Below are 18,500 nucleotides of genomic sequence, written 5' to 3'. Positions count from 1 at the left end.
CTTCGCTCAGCGGCATTTCGTTGCGGTTAGATCAGAGCTTGTCAGCGCAGCTGTGCTTCGTCGGCGGCCGCTCGGCCGGAGTCCCAGCCCTCCAGGCTGTCGACGCGGCTGGTGCGGGCGCGGACCGTGCGCGGGAAGACCTTCTCCATCGCGGCGCGGACCTCGACGTCGCGGTTGCGCAGAACCGGCAGGAGGTCGCCGCGCCCGGAGAACTCGTGCTCGGTCACCTCGCGCAGCCGTTCTCCGATCCGGATGGCGTAGGCGATCAGGAACGAGCGGCGGAACGCCTTCACCCGAGCCCGGCCCTTGGCCGGCTCGTCCCTGGTCATCGCCTTGTTCGCCTGGACCAGCAGGGACGTGTGCAGCAGCTCGACCGCGTCGATGTCGGCGTCGAAGCCGAAGATCGTGCTGAAGCCCAGCTCCGGTGACCAGACCGTGCGGCAGCCGTTGGCCCGGGAGACGGCGTCGAGCAGGCCGGCCTTCTCGTTCTCGTAGGGGTGGTCGACGCCGATCCGCCGGGCGAACGGGGTGACCCCGGCGGCCGGCGCGGTGACCTCCTCGATCCGGTACCGCGTGATCAGTTCCTGCGCCTTCGCGCTGTAGCTTTCCGCCTCGGCCGGGAAGTCGGTCGCCTCCGCCTTGGCCAGCAGGGCCCGCACCCGGTCGAGGAGCCGCCGGTCGGCGTGGTGATGCACGGTGGTCGCCGCTGTCCCGGGCGGTGGGACCAGGATCTCGATGGCCGGGAGGCGCCGCAGCTCCGGCAGAAGATCGAGGGAGGCGTCCAGCACGGCGATGCGGTCCCGCCGGCGGCCGTCGGAAGACGATTGCAGCTGTACGGCCTGGGCCCGCCACCCGTCGTCGACCGGCTCCTTGCCGAGCATGAACGCCGCTGCCGCCTCCGCGACCAGGCGCCCCTGGATCGGGTCGCCGCGCCGCGCGATGGCCCGGTGCAGCTCGACCGGCTGCCAGCCGCCGGTGAACAGCCGCTCGAACTCCGCTCGCAGCGCCTCGGTCAGCGCCGCGTCGGTCTCCGCGGCCGGCGCGCCGGTGAGCAGGTCGAGGGCGGTTTCGTGGTCGAGCTCTCCGGCCCGGACGCGTGCGACGATCTCCCGGGCCGACATGGCTCGAATGCTAGCCGCCGAGCTGCCGTTTCCCGGCCGCGGTCACCGGGTTCGCGACGTGACCGTGCCCACCCCCGGACGGGACGGCCGCGAGCCGGGGCGGGGAGGGCGGTGCGAGCCCTCCCCGCCGAAAGGGGTGGCGATCACGGCTGGAGGCGAGGACTAGACGTCGAGGTCGTTCTCGATGCGGCGCAGCTGGTGCCGCGACATGGCGAGGTTCGCCCGGTCCCGGCGCAGCGCCACGTAAAGGAACAGCCCCTTGCCCGAGCGGCTCGTGAGCGGCCGGATCATGTGGTACTGCGTGTCGAGGGTGATCAGGATGTCCTCGATCTTCTCGGAGAGGTTGAGCATCTCCATCGCCCGCAGCTTCGCCCGGACCACGTCGGTGTTGCCGGCCGCGGCGACCGTCAGGTCGAGGTCCTTGCCGCCGCCGAGGGTGCCCAGGGCCATGCCGCTGGTGTGGTCCACGAGAGCGACGCCGATGCAGCCGTCGATCTCCATAACTTCCTTCAGGGCGGTTTCCATATCGGCCATGAGATTCGTTCCTCCGTTGTGGGATGGCGGCCCGCCGTGACGACGGCGACGCCGGATGGGATGCGGCGGATTGCCGCGGGTTCTGCGCCTGCCGGTCAGCCGGCCGCCGTGCGACGGCGGGAGACGTTCGGCAGGGTGGCCATCGGGGTCCGCCGGGCCAGCGGGATCGGCGACGGTCCGGTCTGTTGCGGGATCTCCGGTCGCACGTGGTGCTTGTGCTGGACCGTCTCCAGGGCGATGAGCTTGACGATCCGGCGCACGCACCGCCGGGCCTCCAGGTGCACCATGGCGAGGTTCGCGTCGCCCGAGGTGACCACGGTGAGCAGGGCGTTCGGGCCCGCGGTGTACGAGGTGATGTAGCCGCCGTCGCACTCGACGACCGACTCCCGCAGCTCACCGTGGTTGACCGCGTGCGCGAACCGGCGCGCCAGGGCCAGGTGCGCCGCGGCGAGAGCGGCCAGGGTGTCCGGTTCGATGCCGTGCGAGTCGTGCGCGACGACCATCCCGTCGGCGGTGGCGAGCACGCTGCCGGACAGCTCTGGCACCCTGCTGCGCAGGCGGCCGAGCTCGTCGAGTACCGCCGGGTCCACCGTCATCCTCGGACGCTCCTTCTCCTCGATCGGGGGGTGCGCGCGTCACCGCAGTGCCCTCAATGCGGTGCGTATGCGCTTCAGCAGGACTTCGTCGGTGCCCTGATGCACCGGCGGGTTCTCGGTGGCCAGCTCCTTCGGCAGCTTGGCCCCGGGTTTGCGGCGGGCGAGCCGGGGCAACCGGTTCGGCCCGGTGTTCCCCTCGCCCGGTGGTGACGGCGGTGGCGCGGGCGGGGGAAGTGGGGGAGGCGGCCCGCTGATCACCGGCACGGCCGCCGTCTCCTCGACCGGTGGTGGCGGCGCGGGTCGCGTCACCGGGGCCGCCTCGGCACGGTGCTGGGGGAGGCGGACGAAGTCGGGACCGTCCGGCGCCCGTGCCGCGGGAAGCTCGATGAGGCCCAGGGCCGCGAGCCGCCGCAGTTCCTGGATGGTGGCGTAGCCGGCGCGGCCCAGCAGCAGGGCCAGGTCGGCCGGGGTGCGCTGGCCGTCCGCGTGGATCAGCAGCTCCCACTGCAGCGCGGTGACCGTCACCCGCTCCCGCGGGGGACGCGCGACCGGGCTCACCGGGTGCGTGTCGATCCGCGGGTTCGGGAAGATGTCGTCGAGCAACGTGACCCGGCGCCGCACCTCCCGCAGCACGGCGACGGTGTCTATGTGCACGACCGCTCCGAGCCAGTGCGTCGCCGCCGGCAGGAAGTCCACCGGCACCGCCCCCGAGGTGAGCACGAAGTACGCCGCGTCGTAGGTCGCCCCGAGCACGCACAGTTCCAGCTCCCCCTGGGTCAGGTGACCCTGCTCGACCAGCAGCCGGCCCACCCGGGCGGTCGAGGTGCCCAGGTCGAGCGCGTTCTGCCAGGTGCGCCCGGCCAGCCGCCCCGACGAGGTGAGCAGCTCGCCGACCCCGGGCGCGGCGGGCGACTCGGCGTAGATGACCCGTCCCTCGAAGACGTAGACCGCGCCGCCGGGATGGCCGCCCACCACCAGCGCTCCGGTCTGCCGCCCCTCGGCGACCTGCGAGAGCAGATCGCCGGGTGCGGCGGTCTTCGTGGCGGCCACCGTTACTCCTCACTGGTGTGTGCGTTGGTCAGGTAGCTGGTCAGGATGCGACGAGCTCGTCGGCCAGGCGCTGCATCTGGCGGCGGGCCACGGCGAGGTTGCCGCGAACCCGGTCCAGCCAGACGTAGAGCACCAGGCGACTGTCGAATTCGGTCCGCACGACCCGTAGGAGGTGGTAACCCCCGGCCGTCGTGATGATCAGGTCCTCGAGCAGGTCGTGCGGGATCGCCGAGACGAACAGCGATCGGCTGTTCGCGGCCTGGACCACCTCGGCAGTGCCGGAGGCCGCGGCCTCGTGGTCCGCATTGGGTGCGGCTCCGGTCGTGGCGACCGGAAAACCGGTGGTGTAGTCGACGATGCTGGCTCCCACGGCGCCAGGGATCGTCATGGCCTCCTGTAGACAGTGATCGACGCCGGGCACTTCTCTCCTCGACGTGCTTTCCGAGTCTTCCCTGCTGGTGACGTACGGCCACAGCGCCGTTCCCGCCACCGTGGGCCATCCTCCGGTGACACAGAGCCGACAGGTCGCACGCTTTGTGCGTCCTGGTCGAGTGACCGGTCATCCTGGTGGGACGGGTCGCACGGCGAGTCCGCCCGGGCTGCCGGGACCGCCCGTTCGGGTCGCGTAACCTGATCGTCACGTGTCGATCGCCGGGAGGTCATATGCCCAGTCGTTGGGAGCAGGTCGTGGTGGACTCGCATGACCCCGCCCGGCTGGCGCGCTGGTGGGCCGAGGCGCTCGGCTACACGATCGTGGACGAGGGCGACGACCGGGACGGCCACTACGTGGAGATCCGCCGCCGCCCCGACGAGCTGCCCGGGCTGCTCTTCGGGCAGAACGACGACGTGAAGACGGTCAAGAACCGGCTGCACCTCGACCTGCGTCCCGACGATCAGGAGGCCGAGGTGGAACGCCTGGTGGGGATGGGCGCCCGGCCGGTCGACATCGGGCAGGGCGACGTGCCGTGGGTCCTGCTCGCCGACCCGGAGGGCAACGAGTTCTGCGTGCTCGCCGCCCGCGGAAGCTAGTAGCGGAACTCGCTGATCAGGGCGCGGATCTCGCCGGCCGCGCCGCTGACCAGCTCGGCCGAGTGCCGGGTGGTGTTGGCGCCCTCCGCCGTGTCCGCGCTGGACGTGCTGATGTGCGACACCGTGCCGCTGATCTCGGATGCCGCCGCGGACACCGCCCCCACGTCGCGGGCCAGCTGATCGGTGGTGGCCGACTGCTCCTCGACCGCTGCGGCGATGGTCCGCTGCCCGTCGTCGATCCGGTCGATCACCGCGGAGATGGCCGCGATCGCCGCCGCTGTGCCGGCCGTCATCTCCTGGATCGTCAGGATCTTCGCGGTGATGTCCGCGGTCGCCTGCGCGGTCTCCTGGGCCAGGTCCTTCACCTCGCTCGCGACCACGGCGAAGCCCTTGCCGGCCTGCCCGGCCCGGGCCGCCTCGATGCTCGCGTTCAGCGCCAGCAGGTTCGTCTGCTCCGCGATGTTGGTGATCATCTGCACGATGTCGCCGACCTCACGGCTCGCGTCGCTGAGTTTCGCCACCGCGTCGGCGGTCCGGTTCGCGCCGGTGGTGGCCTCGTTCGTGGTCGTCGCCGCGGCGAGCGCCTGCTTGGCGATCTCCCGGATCGACGCGGACAGCTGCTCGGTCGCGGCCATCATGTCGTTCACCGAGCCGGAGACGTTGCCGGCCGACGCGTCCGCGCTGCGCGCCTGCGCCGACGTCGCCTCGGCCGACTGGTCCAGCGTGCCGGCCAGCCTCTGCAGCTCGGTGCTGGCGCCGGTCAGGACGGTGACGCGGTCCGCGGTCGCCGAGACGGTGCCCTGAAGCACGGTCGTCGCCTCGTTCAGCGCGGTGGCCATCTCGCCCAGCTCGTCCCGGTTGATCACCGGGGCGCGGACGGTGAGGTCCCGCTTCGCCAGGGCCCGCAGCGCGTCCAGCATCCCGCGCAGCGGCCGGCGGATCGCCCGGACCGTCAGGGCGCAGGCGGTCGCCGTGATCAGGGCGGCCAGGATCGCGGCGAGCACGATCAATCGGTTGCTCGACCGTGACGTCTCGGTGCCCTCCGCGGCGGCGGCCTCGACCGCGGCGTACATCCGCTCGTCAAGACCGCCCAGCTTCTCCTCCAGGTCCGAGTAGACCGTGAGGAAGTCCGGGAGGCGCCCGGCCGTGGCGGCGTGATCCTCGGCCGCGCTCGTCACCATGTCGTTCGCCACCTCGGTGTACTTCTGCACCGACGGGCGGATCGCGGCGTAGTCCGCGGCGAGTTCCGGCGGCGCGTTGGCGGCCGCGTCGTCGTACATCGTGAGCATCGTCTGCCCGTGGCCGGCGACCTCGTCCACCGCGAACGACTCCCGCATGGCGGCGGTCGTCGCGTACATCGCCGCCATCACGTCCGCCCGCAGCGCGTCGTGCATCATGTCGGCGTTCCACTGGTCGCTCATCGCCTCACTGACCTTGGCGATCTCCTCGTTCGCGGCGGACTGGCCCGACGCGTTGCGGACCGCGAAACCGGTCACCAGGCCGACCGACAGCAGCCCGGCGGCGCCCATCACGACGAGGCGACCCACGATCGTGACGCCTCCGCGCCGGGAAAGGGACTCCACGCCTGTACCCATCGGCACCATCGGAAACCGGCTGAGCGGCATAAGGTGATCACATGTCGGCCGCAGACGCCCAGCGCTGGGCATCCGAGCCCGCCAAGGACAGCGGCTACGGACGGACCCCGTACCAGCGGGACCGCGCCCGCGTGCTGCACTCCGCCGGTTTTCGCCGGCTGGCCGCCAAGACCCAGGTGCACACCGCCGGGTCCGACGATTTCCTGCGTACGCGTCTGACCCACTCCCTGGAGGTCGCCCAGATCTCCCGGGAGATGGGGGCCCGGCTCGGCTGCGACCCGGACGTGGTCGACGTCGCGGGGCTGGCCCACGACCTCGGGCACCCGCCGTTCGGCCACAACGGGGAGGCCGCGCTCGACGTCGCCGCCCAGCCCTGCGGTGGCTTCGAGGGCAACGCGCAGACGCTGCGGGTGCTCACCCGGCTGGAGGCCAAGGTTCCCGGTGCCGGCCTCAACCTGACCCGCGCCGCGCTCGACGCCTGCTCCAAGTACCCGTGGTTCCGCCGCCCCGGCACCCGCAAGTTCGGGGTCTACGCCGACGACGAGCCGGTCTTCACCTGGCTGCGCGACGGCCGCGACGACGACCGCCGCTGCCTGGAGGCGCAGGTGATGGACTGGGCGGACGACGTGGCGTACTCGGTGCACGACGTCGAGGACGGCGTGCATGGCGGTTACCTGCACCTGCGCCCGCTGCTGCGCGACCCGGCCGAACGCGCCGAGCTGTGCGCGGACGTGGCCGCCACCTACTCCGACGAGACACCGGACCAGCTCGGGGAGGCGCTCGAGCACCTGCTCGCCGATCCGGCGGTGGCCGCGGTGGAGGACTACGACGGGTCGTACGCCGCGCAGATCGCCCTCAAACGGATGACAAGTGTGCTGACCGGCCGATTCGTGTCGTCGGCGGTCGGCGCGACCCACAGCCGGTACGGGACCGAGCCGATGCGCCGGTACGACGCCGACCTGATCGTCCCGCGGACCGTGCGGAACCAGTGCGCGCTGCTCAAGGGCATGGCCTTCCGGTACGTGATGCGGACCCGGGCGGCCGAGCACTGGTACGAGCAGCAGCGCACGATCATCGTGGAGCTGGTGGCGGCGCTGGCCCGTACGCCGGAAAGGCTGGATCCTCTCTTCCGGCCGTTGCACGCGGCGGCCGGGAGTGACGCCGCGGCGCTGCGGGTGATCGTCGATCAGGTGGCGTCGCTCACCGACCCCGCCGCCGTCGCCTGGCACCGCGACCTGGTCGTCGTTTCCTGAAGGACCCTGCTGGCAATCGCCGGGCGGCGCGAGGCAGGATGTATGCCGTGGCCGCCAGGGTGAAGGACGAGGACATCGCACTGGTCCGCGACCGCACCTCGATCGCCGATGTGATCAGCGAGACCGTGACGCTGCGCTCGGCCGGGGGCGGCAACTTGAAGGGCCTGTGTCCCTTCCATGACGAGAAGTCCCCGTCATTCAACGTCTCCCCGGCCCGCGGGGTGTATTTCTGCTTCGGCTGCGGCCAGGGCGGCGACGCCATCAAGTTCCTGATGGACGCGGAGCACCTGTCGTTCGTCGAGGCGCTGGAGCGGCTGGCCGGCAAGGCCGGCATCCAGTTGAGGTATGACAACGACGGCCCCCAGCCGTCCGGTCCGCGGCCGCAGGCGGGGCAGCGGCAGCGGCTGATCGCCGCGCACGCGTCCGCCGTCGAGTTCTACCGTGACCAGCTCGGCTCGCCCGGCGCGCGCAAGGCCCGCGAGTTCCTGGCCGGGCGCGGCTTCGGCCGGGACGCCGCCGAGAAGTACGGGTGCGGTTTCGCCCCCGACTCGTGGGACGCGCTGAGCAAGCACCTGCGGTTGCAGGGCTTCACCCAGGACGAGCTGATCACCGCGGGCCTGTCCAAGACGGCCCGGTCGGGTTCGCTGATCGACCGGTTCCGCCGCCGGCTGCTCTGGCCGATCCGGGACCTGAGCGGTGACGTGATCGGGTTCGGCGCGCGCAAGCTGTTCGACGACGACGACGGCCCGAAGTACCTGAACACGCCCGAGACGCCGATCTACAAGAAGTCGCACGTGCTCTACGGCATCGACCACGCGAAACGGGAGATCGCCAAGCGCGGCCGGGCGGTGATCGTGGAGGGCTACACCGATGTGATGGCCTGCCACGAGGCCGGCGAGCCGACTGCGGTGGCGACGTGCGGCACGGCGTTCGGCATCGACCACATCGGGGTGCTGCGGCGGCTGCTGATGGACAGCGACAGCTTCACCGGCGAGATCATCTACACCTTCGACGGGGACGCTGCCGGGCAGAAGGCGGCGCTGCGGGCGTTCGAGGAGGATCAGCGCTTCGTCGGGCGCACGTTCATCGCGGTCAGCCCGGACAACATGGACCCGTGCGACCTGCGCCTGACCCGGGGCGACCTGGCGGTGCGCGACATGATCGCCGGTCGTGAGCCGCTCGTCGACTTCGCGCTCCGGCACACCATCTCCCGCTTCGACCTGGACACGGTCGAGGGCCGGGTCGAGGCGATGCGCAAGGCCGCCCCCCTGGTCGCCAAGATCAAGGACAGGGAGAAGAGGCCGGAGTACGCGCGGAAGCTGGCCGGCGACCTCGGCATGGACCTGGAGCCGGTGCAGCGTGCGGTGAACAACGCGCTGCGTGGCGAGGCCGCCGAGCAGCGGTCGCCGGGCCGTCGCGTCCCCGCCGACTCGCCGCAGCGGCTGGTCGAGCGGGAGGCGCTGAAACTGGCGTTGCAGGAGCCGGCGCTGGCCGGCCCGATGTTCGACGCCCTGGGCCCGGAGAACTACGCCGACCCGGTGCTGGCGGCGCTGCGCGAGGCGATCGCCCAGGCCGGCGGCGCGTGCTCGGCCACCGCCGGCGTGGTCTGGATCGAGAAGGTCCGTGACTCCTGCACCGACCTGGGTGCGCAGGGCCTGGTCAGTGAGCTGGCGGTGGAGCCCCTGCGGGTCGACGGCGCCGCCGACCCGCGCTACGTGCAGATCACCCTGGCCCGGCTGCAGGGCGCCGCGGTGACGACCCGGATCCGCGACCTGAAATCGAAGGTGCAGCGGCTCAACCCGGTCACCCACAAGGATCAGTATCTGGCGCTCGCCGGGGAGCTCTTCTCGCTGGAACAGCAGGCCCGGGCCCTGCGTGAACAGGCGGCAGGTGGCATGTGAAGCTCTTCCGACGCCGGCCCCCGCTGCCGGCCGAGCACCGTCCCCCGCTCGACGCCGAGGAGCGGGTGCTCACCTGGGCCCGTTCCGAGGAGGGCGTCCTCGTCGCGACGAACCGGGGCATCTGGCTGCCCGGTGCCGGGGAACGTCTCGGCTGGCACGAGATCCACAAGGTCGCCTGGTCCGGGCGGGAGCTGCGGATCACCCCGGCCGAGGTCGCCGGGGAACGCGACGGCTACACCGTCCTGGTGGACGGGCCGGTGATGACGTTCCTGCTGCTGGAGCCGGGGGAGTTGCCCAACCAGGTGCGCGCCCGGGTGACCCGCTCGGTGGCGTTCACGACCCACCACGAGATCGAGCACGGCGCTCTGCGGGTGGTCGGGCGCCGGGTCAGCGGGCAGGACGGGCTCAGCTGGGCGGTCCGCTACGACGCGGGCTCCTGGACGGATTGGCCCGCCGTCATCGAGGCGACCGGTGAGTTGGTGGCCGCGGCGCAGAATTCTGTCGCACCCCCTCCGTAGGGTCTCGGGTGTGACAGCCCTTATCCACGCCCGCGGATTGATCAAGAGGTTCGGCGACTTCACCGCCGTCGACGGCATCGACGTCGACGTGCAGGCCGGTGAGGCGTTCGGTTTCCTGGGGCCCAACGGCGCCGGCAAGAGCTCCACCATGCGGATGATCGGCTGCGTCTCGCCACCCACCGACGGGGTGCTGCGGATCTTGGGCATGGATCCGCTGCGGGACGGGCCGGCCATCCGGGCCCGGCTCGGCGTCTGCCCGCAGCTCGACAACCTGGACGTCGAGCTGACCGTCCGGGAGAACCTGACGACGTATGCGCGGTTCTTCGGCATCTCCCGCGCCACCGCTCGCCGCCGGGCCGACGAGCTGCTCGAGTTCGTCCAGCTCACCGAGCGGGCCGGCAGCAAGGTCGAGCCGCTCTCCGGCGGCATGAAACGGCGGCTCACGATCGCCCGCGCGCTGGTGAACGAGCCCGACCTCGTGCTGCTCGACGAGCCCACCACCGGCCTCGACCCGCAGGCCCGGCACCTGGTGTGGGAGCGGCTGTTCCGGCTCAAGCAGCAAGGCGTGACACTGGTGCTGACCACGCATTACATGGACGAGGCGGAACAGCTCTGCGACCGCCTGGTGGTGATGGACGGGGGCCGGATCGTCGCGGAGGGCTCGCCCCGCTCCCTGATCGAGCAGCACTCCACCCGTGAGGTGGTCGAGCTGCGGTTCGCTACCGAGGACCAGGGGGCGTATGCGGAGAAGCTGGCCGGTGTCGCCGAGCGCGTCGAGGTGCTGCCCGACCGGGTGCTGCTCTACGTCGCCGACGGGGACGACGCCCTGGCGCAGGTGCAGCGGCGTTCGCTGAGCCCGGCCTCGGCCCTGGTCCGCCGGGCCGGCCTGGAGGACGTGTTCCTGCACCTCACCGGCCGGACGCTGGTGGACTGATGACCTCCTCGGCGTACGTGTTGGAGTACCACCTGGTCAACTACCGCCGCACCTGGCGGTCGAGCGCGCTGTCGACGATGGTGCTGCCGCTGCTGACCATGCTCGGCTTCGGCCTGGGCGTCGGCGGTTACGTGCAGACCGACATCGACGGCGCGTCCTATCTGGACTGGATCGTGCCCGGGCTGATCGCCTCGACGGCGGCGCAGACCGCGCTCGGCGAGGCCACCTGGCCGGTGCTGAGCAGCTTCGAGTGGCTGAAGGTGTACTTCGCGCAGGCGGCCGCGCCGCTGCGGGTCGGCGACATCCTCGGCGGGCACCTGGCCTTCATGATGTTCCGGGTGCTGCTCAGTGTCGTCGCCTTCCTGCTGGTCGCGGCGCCGTTCGGGGCGTTGCACTCGCTGTGGACCCTGGCCGTGCTGCCGCTCTCGGTGCTGATCGGGCTTGCGGTGGCCGCGCCCGTGGTGGCGTACACGGCGAGCATCCGCAGCGACAGCTATCTGGCGATCCTGTTCCGTTTCGCGGTGCTGCCGATGTCGCTCTTCTCCGGGGTGTTCTTCCCGATCGAGTCGCTGCCCGGGCCGCTGCGCTGGCTGGCGTATGCGTTGCCGCTCTGGCACGGGGTGGACCTCACCCGGGCCGCCACGCTCGGTCTCGGCATCGGGGCGGCCGGGCTCTGGCACGCGCTCTACCTGCTGCTCTGGTGCGTGGCGGGCTGGTTCCTGGCCCGCTGGCGGTTCCAACGCCGGTTGGTGTTCTGACGATGAGCGTGGTGAGGATGACGAACGCGGTGAGGATGATGAGCGGGGTGAGGTCGTGCTGACGCTGGTCCTTCCGAAACTGGTGTCGTTCGAGGGCAGCGGCGGCCGGGCCGTGCGCGTCACCGAGCGGAATGTCAACGCGCTGAAATCGGCGTACTGGGTGGTGATGGCCGGCGGCCTGCTGGAGCCGGTGCTGTACCTGTTCTCGATCGGGGTCGGGGTCGGCGCCCTGATCGGCGACATCGGGCTGCCCGGCGGGCGGACGGTGAGCTACACGGAGTTCGTCGCCCCGGCGATGCTCGCCGCGTCCGCGATGAGCGGGGCGCTCGCCGAGACCACCTTCAACTTCTTCGGCAAGATGAAGTTCATGCGGCTGTACGACGGGATGCTGGCCACCCCGATCCGGCCGTTCGAGATCGCCGTGGGTGAGCTGATCTGGGCGATGGTCCGCGGCAGTCTCTACTCGATCGCGTTCCTGGCGATCATGGTGGTGATGGATCTGACGACACCGCTGCGGGCGCTGGCCGCGTTCCCGGCGGCGGTGCTGGTCGGCTTCGCGTTCGGGGCGCTCGGGATGACGGTGGCCACGCTGATCCGCAGCTGGCAGGATTTCGACCTGATCGGGGCGGGGCAGTTCGCGCTGTTCCTGTTCTCCGGGACGTTCGTGCCCGCCGAGGCCTATCCGGCGGTGCTGCGCTGGCTGGTCGAGCTCTCCCCGCTGTACCGGTCGGTGGACCTGATCCGGGGCATCAGCCTGGGCACGGCCGGGTGGGCGCAGGTCGTCGACGTGGTCTACCTGCTGGTGCTGCTGGCGGTGGGGCTGACCGTCGCCGGCACCCGGATGGGCAAGCTGCTCTGCAAGTGACGCGCGCGACCGGCGTCCCGGCCGATCTCCCGGCCACCGCCGGTCATGACCGCGCGGACGGTGCTGTTCCACCGCCCGCGCGGCCGGCTCAACCCTGGCTCAGGCCGTGTTCGGAGCCCTTCTTGAGCGCGCGGGTGTCGCGCAGCTCCAGGAACGGCTCCTCGTCGGCCGGGTGCCCGGCGGCGATGGCGCGGCCCCGTTCCAGCTCCGCGTCCAGCTCGGCGCCGAGCATGATCGCCATGTTGGAGATCCACAGCCAGACCAGGAACGCGACGACGCCGCCCAGCGTGCCGTACGTCTTGTTGTAGTTCGCGAAGTTCGCCAGGTAGATCGCGAACCCGGCGGACGCCGCCACCCAGAGCAGCACCGCGAAGATGCCACCGGGGCTGATCCAGCGGAACCCGCCGGTCTTGGCGTTCGGCGACGCCCAGTAGAGGATCGCGAACATCAGGCTGACCAGGACCAGCAGGACCGGCCACTTGGCGATGTTCCAGGTGCTCACGGCGACCTCGCCGAGCCCGATCCGGTCACCGACGATCCGGGCCAGGTCACCGGTGAACACGACGATGGCCGCGGAGGCGATCAGCATCACGCCGACGATCGCGGTCACCCCGACCCGGATCGGCAGGGTCTTCCAGATCGGCCGGCCCTCCGGCACGTCGTAGATCGCGTTCGACGCGCGCATGAACGCGGCGATGTACCCGGACGCCGACCAGAACGCGACGAGCAGACCGACGATCGCCGCCAGCCCCGCGTTGCCGGTGCCCTGCACTTGGTCCAGCACGGTGTTGACCAGGTCGCGCAGCTCCGAGTTCGGGGTGATCTGGGTGACCGCGTCGGTGACGGTTCGCTGCCCGGTCTCGCCGAGCAGGCCGAGCAGCGACACGATCACCAGCGTGCCCGGGAAGATCGACAGGACGCCGTAGTAGGTGAGGGCGGCCGCCCAGTCCGAGACGTTGTCCTCGGAGAACTGCTTGAACGTCCGCTTCACCGCCGCGAAGATCCCTTTGGCGCGCAGCTGTGATGGACGGTCCGGCCCGTCGTCGGGGCCCGGCGCGGTCAGTTCCCGCGGGTCGGGGGAGCGGCCCACGTCGGTCGTCCCGGCGGCGGCCAGGTCGAAGTCCTCCCCGCCCCGCCGTCTGGCGTCCGCAGCGTCGCCGTGGCGCCGTTCCGGGTCCGCTGCCTCGTCGCCCGTCCGGGGCTGGGCGTCGTCGCCGGATTGCGAAGAGGGTGTGCCGGAAACCGAGGCCGAACCGGTCGCCGGGGTGTCGTTGTCGTCGGAGTCGTGGTGCCCTTCCGGGCTGTGGCGCAGTCTCATTGCGGGCTTTCCCTTCGGCGAAGCGGTCGGCCGCCGCGCGCCGCCCCTCCCCGCCGCGACGTGCGAATACGTCCTTCCTGGTAGTTCCCCACCGCGGAGCGTCACTAACCCTCCGGTGGCCACTGCCGGATCCGCCCCGCCGCGGGGCGGTCAAGGAGTGAGGAAGGGGGAAAGGGGTAGGGGCAAGGTGGGCATTTGCCCCGTGCGGGGGCACGGGGCGTACGCACGAGCAGTCGCGCATTGCATGTCCATTTGTTCATATGGTGCACACATGTGGGGGTCCGAAAACGCTCTCCCGGATGTCGCCCACCATTGCTACTCGCTGGTCACTCCGGGGGTGGAGATCGTCGATCACCTATCCGTCCGACGGGTTTTGATCATGAAAGCGCCGGTCACGGTGTCGCACGGCAAGTGTGCCGATGATCCGTCCGGCGTCGCACGCTCGTATCCGAGGGCAGGACATTCCAGGTTGGAGGCGCTCATGGCAGCCCGGCGGCTGGGCACTGGTCGATCGAGGGCCGTGCCGAGGATGGTCCATACTGGAACCGTTAGCACGAGCGAATGCACGTGCACCTGCACGGGTGGTCTCGTCCGGGGAGGACATTGATGCGGCTCCGACATCCCTCCGGCCGCACGGTGCACCTCACCTGCGGCCTGAGCCTAACGGACGCGGCGACCCCCGCCGAGGCGTTCGCGATGCTCGACAGGGCCGCCACCGAGCTGCGAGCCGGTCTGGCCGAAGGCCCCGGACGATCCCGGCCGCTCACGATCGCCCTGCGCCTGTCCCATCCCCTTGCCGCCGCCCTCGTCGACGACGGGCGCGCCCGCACCCGGCTGCGTGCCGAACTCGACACCCGGAACCTCGAGGTGGTCACGCTGAGCGGCGGGCCCGACGCCGAGGGCGGCGGCACACCCCCCGGTGGCACACCGGAAACCGCGCCGGACGCAGAGGCAGGCGGCGCAGCTCCCGATGGCTCGCCGGAGGCTTCGCCGGACGCCGGGGCCGGCACTGCGCAGGCGCCCACCGGCGGGGGCCTGCCCGACTGGAGTGAGCCCGCCCGCCTCCAGCACACCCTCGAGCTCGCCCGGATCCTCGTCGACCTGCTGCCCGAGGACGAGGTGCGCGGCGCGGTCGGCACCTGCGGGCTCGGCCGGCGCGACGTCTGGGACGAGGCGCACGAGAAGGCCACCGCACGTCACCTCCGCCGGTTGTCCGGCGGTCTGGCCGACCTGGCCTGGCGGGTCGGTCGCGCGGTCCGGGTCGGTTTCGAACCTCAGCCGGCGTACGTGCTGGACAGCCCCGAGGAGACGGTCGCGGCCCTGGCCCGGGTCGACAAGGACCGGCTCGGCGTCTGCCTCGACCTGGCCCGGGTCGCCCGTGACTGGCCCGCCCCGCAGGACGGCATCGACCGGCTCACCGACGCCGGCCTGTCGGTCATCACGGTCCGGATCACCGACCCGGCCGTGGCCTGGCAGCCGATTCTGCGGCACCTGCTCGCGGCGGACACCGCCCGTACCGAGTACATCGAGGTGGGCGGCGACGGCACGGAAGCGCCTGACCTGGCGTACGTCATCGGGCAGTTGACCGCCCTCGGCCTGGTGCCGGAGAGCGAACCCTGCACCGCGCCCTGACCCGGAAACGGTGAGAGCCGCTCCCACATGGGAGCGGCTCTCACCGTGAAGCGAACGATCAGAGCGTGCCGCCGGGCCCCTTGGTGCCGGAGAGCGAATCCGTCGGAGCGAGCAGCTCGTCCGTGCTGCTGCTGGTGCTGTCGGTGTGCGTGGTGCCCAGCTTCTCACCGAGCTTGGACGACTGGATCTTGTCCTTGCCCTCGGTGTAGAGCTTGTTCGCCTGGGCCTGGGCCACGCCGGCAGCTTCCTGGACCGTCGGGTGCTGCCAGAACTTCTCGGCGTTCGCCCGAATCTCCTCGTACTTCTCGCGGCCGGCCCGGCTGCCCAGGACGAAGCCCGCCGCGAGACCGCCGAGGAACAAGAGCTTTCCGCGCATGATGGCGGCTCCTTCCGTGTGGTGAAGCAACTGTGTCTGCCGCGTGCATACCCATCCTGCCGTGCCGGTACTCCCTACATCCTGGTTTCACTCGTGTTGCCCGGCGTCACACCTGGAGGATGAGTCACGGGGTATACCCCTTCGCGCGAAGCCCCGGGGGTCGTGTAATCTCTTCTCCGTCGCCAGGGAAACCCGGAGGCAAGCACGATCCCCTGTAGCTCAATTGGCAGAGCAGCCGGCTGTTAACCGGCAGGTTATTGGTTCGAGTCCAATCGGGGGAGCGATCCGGTCGAGGGCTCCACGTCTGCAGAAAAGCAGACTGGGGCCCTCTTCCTTTTCTCCTTGGAGCGCCGGCCTCGCCGGGCAGATCGATTTCCCCGTACGGGGCAACGTGCTGTTCGCGGCACGCCGGAAGGTCCTCGCTCGTCGCGTACCCGGCAGCTCTGCCTTGGTCCTGGGGGTTTTCGGGCCTGTTGTGCTTTCGCTCCCTTGGCCCGAAGTGCACGGTTACGCTGAGGCCTGCGTTGTTCGCTCTCAGTGAGGTGGTTATGTCGCAGCCGGTCGAGGTTGACGTCGTGATCGTCGGCGGCGGGCTCGCCGGGCTGTCCGCTGCCCGCCGACTGGACCGCGCCGGCGTGGAATGGCTGCTCGTCGAAGGCTCCGACCGCGTCGGCGGGCGCATCGCCACCGACGTCGTCGACGGCTGGCACATGGACCGTGGCTTCCAGGTGCTGAACACCGCCTACCCACGGCTGTCCGCGCTGGTCGACGTGGACGCGCTGCAGATGCGCTACTTCACCGCCGGCGTCCTCGTCCGCCGCGGCGGCGCCCTGCACCGGCTGGAAAACCCGCTGCGCGAACCGCTTGCCACCCCACAGACCCTGCTCTCCGGCGTCGGCACCCTCACCGACCGGCTCAAGTTCGCGGCGCTCGCCACCCGATGCGCCACCACGCCCGTCGCCCGGCTGCTCGACATGCCCGAGACGACCACCCAGGAGATGCTCCGCAAAGCCGGACTGTCGCACCGGATCATCGAAGAGGTGCTGCGGCCGTTCTTCTCCGGCGTCTTCGCCGACCGGTCGCTCGAGACGTCCAGCCACGTCACCGCGATGGTGCTGCGCTCCTTCACCCGCGGCCGGATCGGGGTGCCCGCCGCCGGCATGGCCGCGCTGCCCGCCGCGATCGCCGGCCCGCTGCCGTTCCCGCAACTGCTCATCGGCGCCCGCACCCTCAGCATCGGCCCCGGCATGGTCGTCACCGAGGGCGGCGAGATCCGCTGCCGCGCCGTGATCGTCGCCACCGACCCGGTACACGCCTCCGAACTGCTCCCGCAGCTGCCGAAACCGGACATGCACGGGCTCACCACGTTCTACTTCGGCGCCCCGCACGCCCCGATCGACGAGCCGATCCTGCTGCTCGACGGCGACCGCCGGGAGATCATCGCGAACACGGTGGTGGTCAGCAACGCGGCGCCCGAGTACGCCCCCAGCGGCCAGAGCCTGATCGCCGCCACCGTCGTCGGCGTCTCCGCCCCGTCCAGCGCCTCCGAAGCGGTCATCCGCGTCGAACTCTCCCGCATGTACGGGACACCCACCGACGACTGGCAACTGCTCAACGTTGTCACCATCCCGCACGCGTTGCCGGCCGCCCGCGTACCCCAATGGGCGCTGCGCAAGCCGGTCGCGCTCGGCGACGGCCTCTTCGTCGCGGGTGATCATCGCGACAGTCCGTCCATCCAAGGTGCGATGGCCGGCGGCTGGCGCACAGCCGGCCAAGTCCTGGCGTCACTCGGCGCCCGGGTCGGGGTATGAGCCAAGGAGACGTGTTGAGCGACCTGAACCCGGAGAATTTCGCCGAATTCACCACCTCGGACGGCCCCGACTCACCGGGCGTCGTCCACGCCGACGCCCCCGCGATCGTCGACCTGCAACCGCCCGACATGGTCTCCGACCCGCGATACCAAATCGTTTTGTTGCCACAGACGCTGGTGGAGCGATAGATCGCTAGCTCCGATAGCAGGCCGCGGGATAGTATCGCCGCCGGTACGGGGCGGTAGCTCAGTGGGTTAGAGCAGGGGACTCATAATCCCTCGGTCGCGGGTTCGAGTCCCGCCCGCCCCACCCTTTGCCAGCCTGGGGGCGACCCCCAGACCCCACGTCACGTGGGGCGCGGTGGGCGGTCCGGTCGCGGTCCGCTCCCTGAGGCTCGCTGCTGCGGCTGCCGCGGCATTGTCGGTGACCTGCCGGTTCCTGTACCCCTCGGCGAGATCGCCAACCACGCCCTTGCCGGTTTGCGGCAGCGTCGGCGCGGCCATGACCCGGGCCGGATCGCCGTCGATCTCGCTGTCATGCCGGCCGACGGCGGTGAGGCCATCGCTGACCTTGCCGTGCTGCGTGATCAGGCCGGACTGTTCGGGCCGGTCGCGTCCGACCGACCGCATGGCGGCTGTCATCCCAGCTCGACGCTCCGATGCTGACTGAGCTGCGGGCCGCTGCGCGGGACCGTCAGGCGCCGGCCAGGCGTGAAGAGGCCAGCGCGTTCAGGGAGACGCCCTGCTCGGCCGCCCGGATGGCAAGACGACGGTGGACCTCTTCGGGCACGCGGACCTGGAACTTGCCGGAATAGGAACGATCGGCGATGGCCACGGGCGGCGTCTCGCCCGAGGCCTCCATATCGGCGACGATCTCCTCGGCGACGCGCTGGATGCCGATGAAGGCCTCCAGCCGGTCTTCGGCGAGCCAGGAGACGGAGGGCAGTTCGGCGACGGTGCCGACGTACTCGCCGTCTTCCGCTGACCAGCGAACTCGGTAGGTGTAGTGGTCCGCCACGCTCACGATCGTTCCTCCAACTTCTCGATCGCGGTCAGCACCCGCCGCCATCTTCGCGCGAGCTTTCAGGCTCTCGCCAGGGAGGTGGTCGAACAGTAGGGTCAGCGCCTCGTCCGGACCAGTCCCGTCCAGGGCAGCTACCGGAATGCGGGCCAGTGCTCCGGCCTTCAGGCCGGGGGTGAAGGCCCGCGA

At 70.9% G+C, this 18,500-nt stretch carries 19 protein-coding genes and 2 tRNA genes; 12 read left to right on the top strand and 9 right to left on the bottom strand.

All coding sequences use genetic code 11. From position 1 onward, the window contains the following. Window positions 1–41: 41 nt before the first annotated feature. The 5 genes from Acy02nite_RS39965 to Acy02nite_RS39945 all read right to left on the bottom strand — a co-directional run bounded on the left by Acy02nite_RS39965 (window position 42) and on the right by Acy02nite_RS39945 (window position 3,689). Window positions 42–1,121, bottom strand: coding sequence for a DUF2786 domain-containing protein (locus Acy02nite_RS39965; protein ID WP_203753644.1), 1,080 nt, complete (start codon window positions 1,119–1,121; stop codon window positions 42–44). A 162-nt stretch (window positions 1,122–1,283) separates the two neighbouring features. Further along, the gene (locus tag Acy02nite_RS39960; protein WP_203753641.1) at window positions 1,284–1,655 is read right to left on the bottom strand and encodes a hypothetical protein; all 372 of its coding nucleotides are present in this window, start codon (window positions 1,653–1,655) and stop codon (window positions 1,284–1,286) included. A gap of 95 nt (window positions 1,656–1,750) precedes the next feature. Next, entirely contained in the window at window positions 1,751–2,251 is a 501-nt protein-coding gene (locus Acy02nite_RS39955) for a roadblock/LC7 domain-containing protein (RefSeq protein ID WP_203753639.1), read from the bottom strand. A gap of 39 nt (window positions 2,252–2,290) precedes the next feature. Beyond that, complete coding sequence (locus Acy02nite_RS39950; RefSeq protein WP_203753637.1) at window positions 2,291–3,301, bottom strand: DUF4388 domain-containing protein; 1,011 nt, start codon at window positions 3,299–3,301, stop codon at window positions 2,291–2,293. A gap of 40 nt (window positions 3,302–3,341) precedes the next feature. Continuing rightward, entirely contained in the window at window positions 3,342–3,689 is a 348-nt protein-coding gene (locus Acy02nite_RS39945; RefSeq protein WP_239175674.1) for a hypothetical protein, read from the bottom strand. 275 nt (window positions 3,690–3,964) lie between these two features. Here Acy02nite_RS39945 and Acy02nite_RS39940 point away from each other — a divergent pair, with 275 nt between their 5' ends. Next, window positions 3,965–4,330: a VOC family protein gene (locus Acy02nite_RS39940; RefSeq protein ID WP_203753633.1), complete on the top strand. Its 366-nt coding sequence runs from the start codon at window positions 3,965–3,967 to the stop codon at window positions 4,328–4,330. Here the strand turns inward: Acy02nite_RS39940 and Acy02nite_RS39935 are convergent. After that, the gene (locus Acy02nite_RS39935; RefSeq protein WP_239175672.1) at window positions 4,327–5,925 is read right to left on the bottom strand and encodes a methyl-accepting chemotaxis protein; all 1,599 of its coding nucleotides are present in this window, start codon (window positions 5,923–5,925) and stop codon (window positions 4,327–4,329) included. The genes Acy02nite_RS39940 and Acy02nite_RS39935 overlap by 4 nt on opposite strands. Window positions 5,926–5,966: 41 nt before the next feature. On the opposite strand from Acy02nite_RS39935, the gene Acy02nite_RS39930 reads away from it, so the two are divergent. The 6 genes from Acy02nite_RS39930 to Acy02nite_RS39905 are packed head-to-tail and all read left to right on the top strand — an operon-like array spanning window position 5,967 to window position 12,154. Beyond that, window positions 5,967–7,178, top strand: coding sequence for a deoxyguanosinetriphosphate triphosphohydrolase (locus Acy02nite_RS39930; RefSeq protein WP_203753631.1), 1,212 nt, complete (start codon window positions 5,967–5,969; stop codon window positions 7,176–7,178). A 38-nt stretch (window positions 7,179–7,216) separates the two neighbouring features. Next, window positions 7,217–9,079, top strand: a complete 1,863-nt coding sequence (dnaG, locus tag Acy02nite_RS39925) for a DNA primase (protein ID WP_203753629.1) — start codon at window positions 7,217–7,219, stop codon at window positions 9,077–9,079. After that, window positions 9,076–9,597: a hypothetical protein gene (locus Acy02nite_RS39920; protein ID WP_203753626.1), complete on the top strand. Its 522-nt coding sequence runs from the start codon at window positions 9,076–9,078 to the stop codon at window positions 9,595–9,597. The genes dnaG and Acy02nite_RS39920 overlap by 4 nt, the downstream gene beginning before the upstream one ends. Window positions 9,598–9,607: 10 nt before the next feature. After that, a complete protein-coding gene (locus tag Acy02nite_RS39915; protein ID WP_203753623.1) occupies window positions 9,608–10,531 on the top strand; it encodes an ABC transporter ATP-binding protein in 924 nt (307 codons plus the stop codon). Continuing rightward, complete coding sequence (locus Acy02nite_RS39910; RefSeq protein ID WP_203753620.1) at window positions 10,531–11,289, top strand: ABC transporter permease; 759 nt, start codon at window positions 10,531–10,533, stop codon at window positions 11,287–11,289. Before Acy02nite_RS39915 ends, Acy02nite_RS39910 begins: the two co-directional genes overlap by 1 nt. Window positions 11,290–11,344: 55 nt before the next feature. Next, entirely contained in the window at window positions 11,345–12,154 is an 810-nt protein-coding gene (locus Acy02nite_RS39905) for an ABC transporter permease (RefSeq protein WP_203753618.1), read from the top strand. A gap of 88 nt (window positions 12,155–12,242) precedes the next feature. Here the strand turns inward: Acy02nite_RS39905 and Acy02nite_RS39900 are convergent, their stop codons facing one another. Continuing rightward, a complete protein-coding gene (locus tag Acy02nite_RS39900; protein WP_239175670.1) occupies window positions 12,243–13,472 on the bottom strand; it encodes a YhjD/YihY/BrkB family envelope integrity protein in 1,230 nt (409 codons plus the stop codon). Window positions 13,473–14,078: 606 nt separating this feature from the next. On the opposite strand from Acy02nite_RS39900, the gene Acy02nite_RS39895 reads away from it, so the two are divergent. Further along, a complete protein-coding gene (locus Acy02nite_RS39895; RefSeq protein ID WP_203753616.1) occupies window positions 14,079–15,104 on the top strand; it encodes an apurinic/apyrimidinic endonuclease family protein in 1,026 nt (341 codons plus the stop codon). A gap of 58 nt (window positions 15,105–15,162) precedes the next feature. Here Acy02nite_RS39895 and Acy02nite_RS39890 read toward each other — a convergent pair whose 3' ends face one another. Then, entirely contained in the window at window positions 15,163–15,480 is a 318-nt protein-coding gene (locus Acy02nite_RS39890; protein ID WP_203753614.1) for a hypothetical protein, read from the bottom strand. 208 nt (window positions 15,481–15,688) lie between these two features. Between Acy02nite_RS39890 and Acy02nite_RS39885 the strand changes: the two genes are divergently transcribed. The 4 genes from Acy02nite_RS39885 (at window position 15,689) to Acy02nite_RS39870 (ending at window position 17,600) form a co-directional block, all read left to right on the top strand. Continuing rightward, window positions 15,689–15,761: transfer RNA gene (locus Acy02nite_RS39885), tRNA-Asn, on the top strand. 267 nt (window positions 15,762–16,028) lie between these two features. Further along, the gene (locus tag Acy02nite_RS39880) at window positions 16,029–17,291 is read left to right on the top strand and encodes an NAD(P)/FAD-dependent oxidoreductase (RefSeq protein ID WP_203753612.1); all 1,263 of its coding nucleotides are present in this window, start codon (window positions 16,029–16,031) and stop codon (window positions 17,289–17,291) included. A gap of 14 nt (window positions 17,292–17,305) precedes the next feature. Then, window positions 17,306–17,479, top strand: a complete 174-nt coding sequence (locus Acy02nite_RS39875; protein WP_203753609.1) for a hypothetical protein — start codon at window positions 17,306–17,308, stop codon at window positions 17,477–17,479. Between the two features lie 47 nt (window positions 17,480–17,526). Beyond that, window positions 17,527–17,600, top strand: a tRNA-Ile gene (locus Acy02nite_RS39870). Between the two features lie 384 nt (window positions 17,601–17,984). Here Acy02nite_RS39870 and Acy02nite_RS39865 read toward each other — a convergent pair. Beyond that, a partial coding sequence (locus Acy02nite_RS39865; RefSeq protein WP_239175669.1) for a type II toxin-antitoxin system HicB family antitoxin occupies window positions 17,985–18,500 on the bottom strand: 516 nt, incomplete at its 5' end.

Source organism: Actinoplanes cyaneus, assembly GCF_016862095.1.
GTDB lineage: Bacteria > Actinomycetota > Actinomycetes > Mycobacteriales > Micromonosporaceae > Actinoplanes > Actinoplanes cyaneus.
This window is presented reverse-complemented; position numbering and strand designations above follow the sequence as displayed.

Coding starts and splice junctions, on each gene's coding strand:
- Acy02nite_RS39960 (WP_203753641.1), bottom strand. CDS start 1,655: ATGGCCGATATGGAAACCGCCCTGAAGGAAGTTATGGAGATCGACGGC.
- Acy02nite_RS39930 (WP_203753631.1), top strand. CDS start 5,967: ATGTCGGCCGCAGACGCCCAGCGCTGGGCATCCGAGCCCGCCAAGGAC.
- Acy02nite_RS39895 (WP_203753616.1), top strand. CDS start 14,079: ATGCGGCTCCGACATCCCTCCGGCCGCACGGTGCACCTCACCTGCGGC.
- Acy02nite_RS39955 (WP_203753639.1), bottom strand. CDS start 2,251: ATGACGGTGGACCCGGCGGTACTCGACGAGCTCGGCCGCCTGCGCAGC.
- Acy02nite_RS39880 (WP_203753612.1), top strand. CDS start 16,029: ATGTCGCAGCCGGTCGAGGTTGACGTCGTGATCGTCGGCGGCGGGCTC.
- Acy02nite_RS39910 (WP_203753620.1), top strand. CDS start 10,531: ATGACCTCCTCGGCGTACGTGTTGGAGTACCACCTGGTCAACTACCGC.
- Acy02nite_RS39945 (WP_239175674.1), bottom strand. CDS start 3,689: ATGACGATCCCTGGCGCCGTGGGAGCCAGCATCGTCGACTACACCACC.
- dnaG (WP_203753629.1), top strand. CDS start 7,217: ATGTATGCCGTGGCCGCCAGGGTGAAGGACGAGGACATCGCACTGGTC.
- Acy02nite_RS39935 (WP_239175672.1), bottom strand. CDS start 5,925: ATGGGTACAGGCGTGGAGTCCCTTTCCCGGCGCGGAGGCGTCACGATC.
- Acy02nite_RS39940 (WP_203753633.1), top strand. CDS start 3,965: ATGCCCAGTCGTTGGGAGCAGGTCGTGGTGGACTCGCATGACCCCGCC.
- Acy02nite_RS39890 (WP_203753614.1), bottom strand. CDS start 15,480: ATGCGCGGAAAGCTCTTGTTCCTCGGCGGTCTCGCGGCGGGCTTCGTC.
- Acy02nite_RS39965 (WP_203753644.1), bottom strand. CDS start 1,121: ATGTCGGCCCGGGAGATCGTCGCACGCGTCCGGGCCGGAGAGCTCGAC.
- Acy02nite_RS39900 (WP_239175670.1), bottom strand. CDS start 13,472: ATGAGACTGCGCCACAGCCCGGAAGGGCACCACGACTCCGACGACAAC.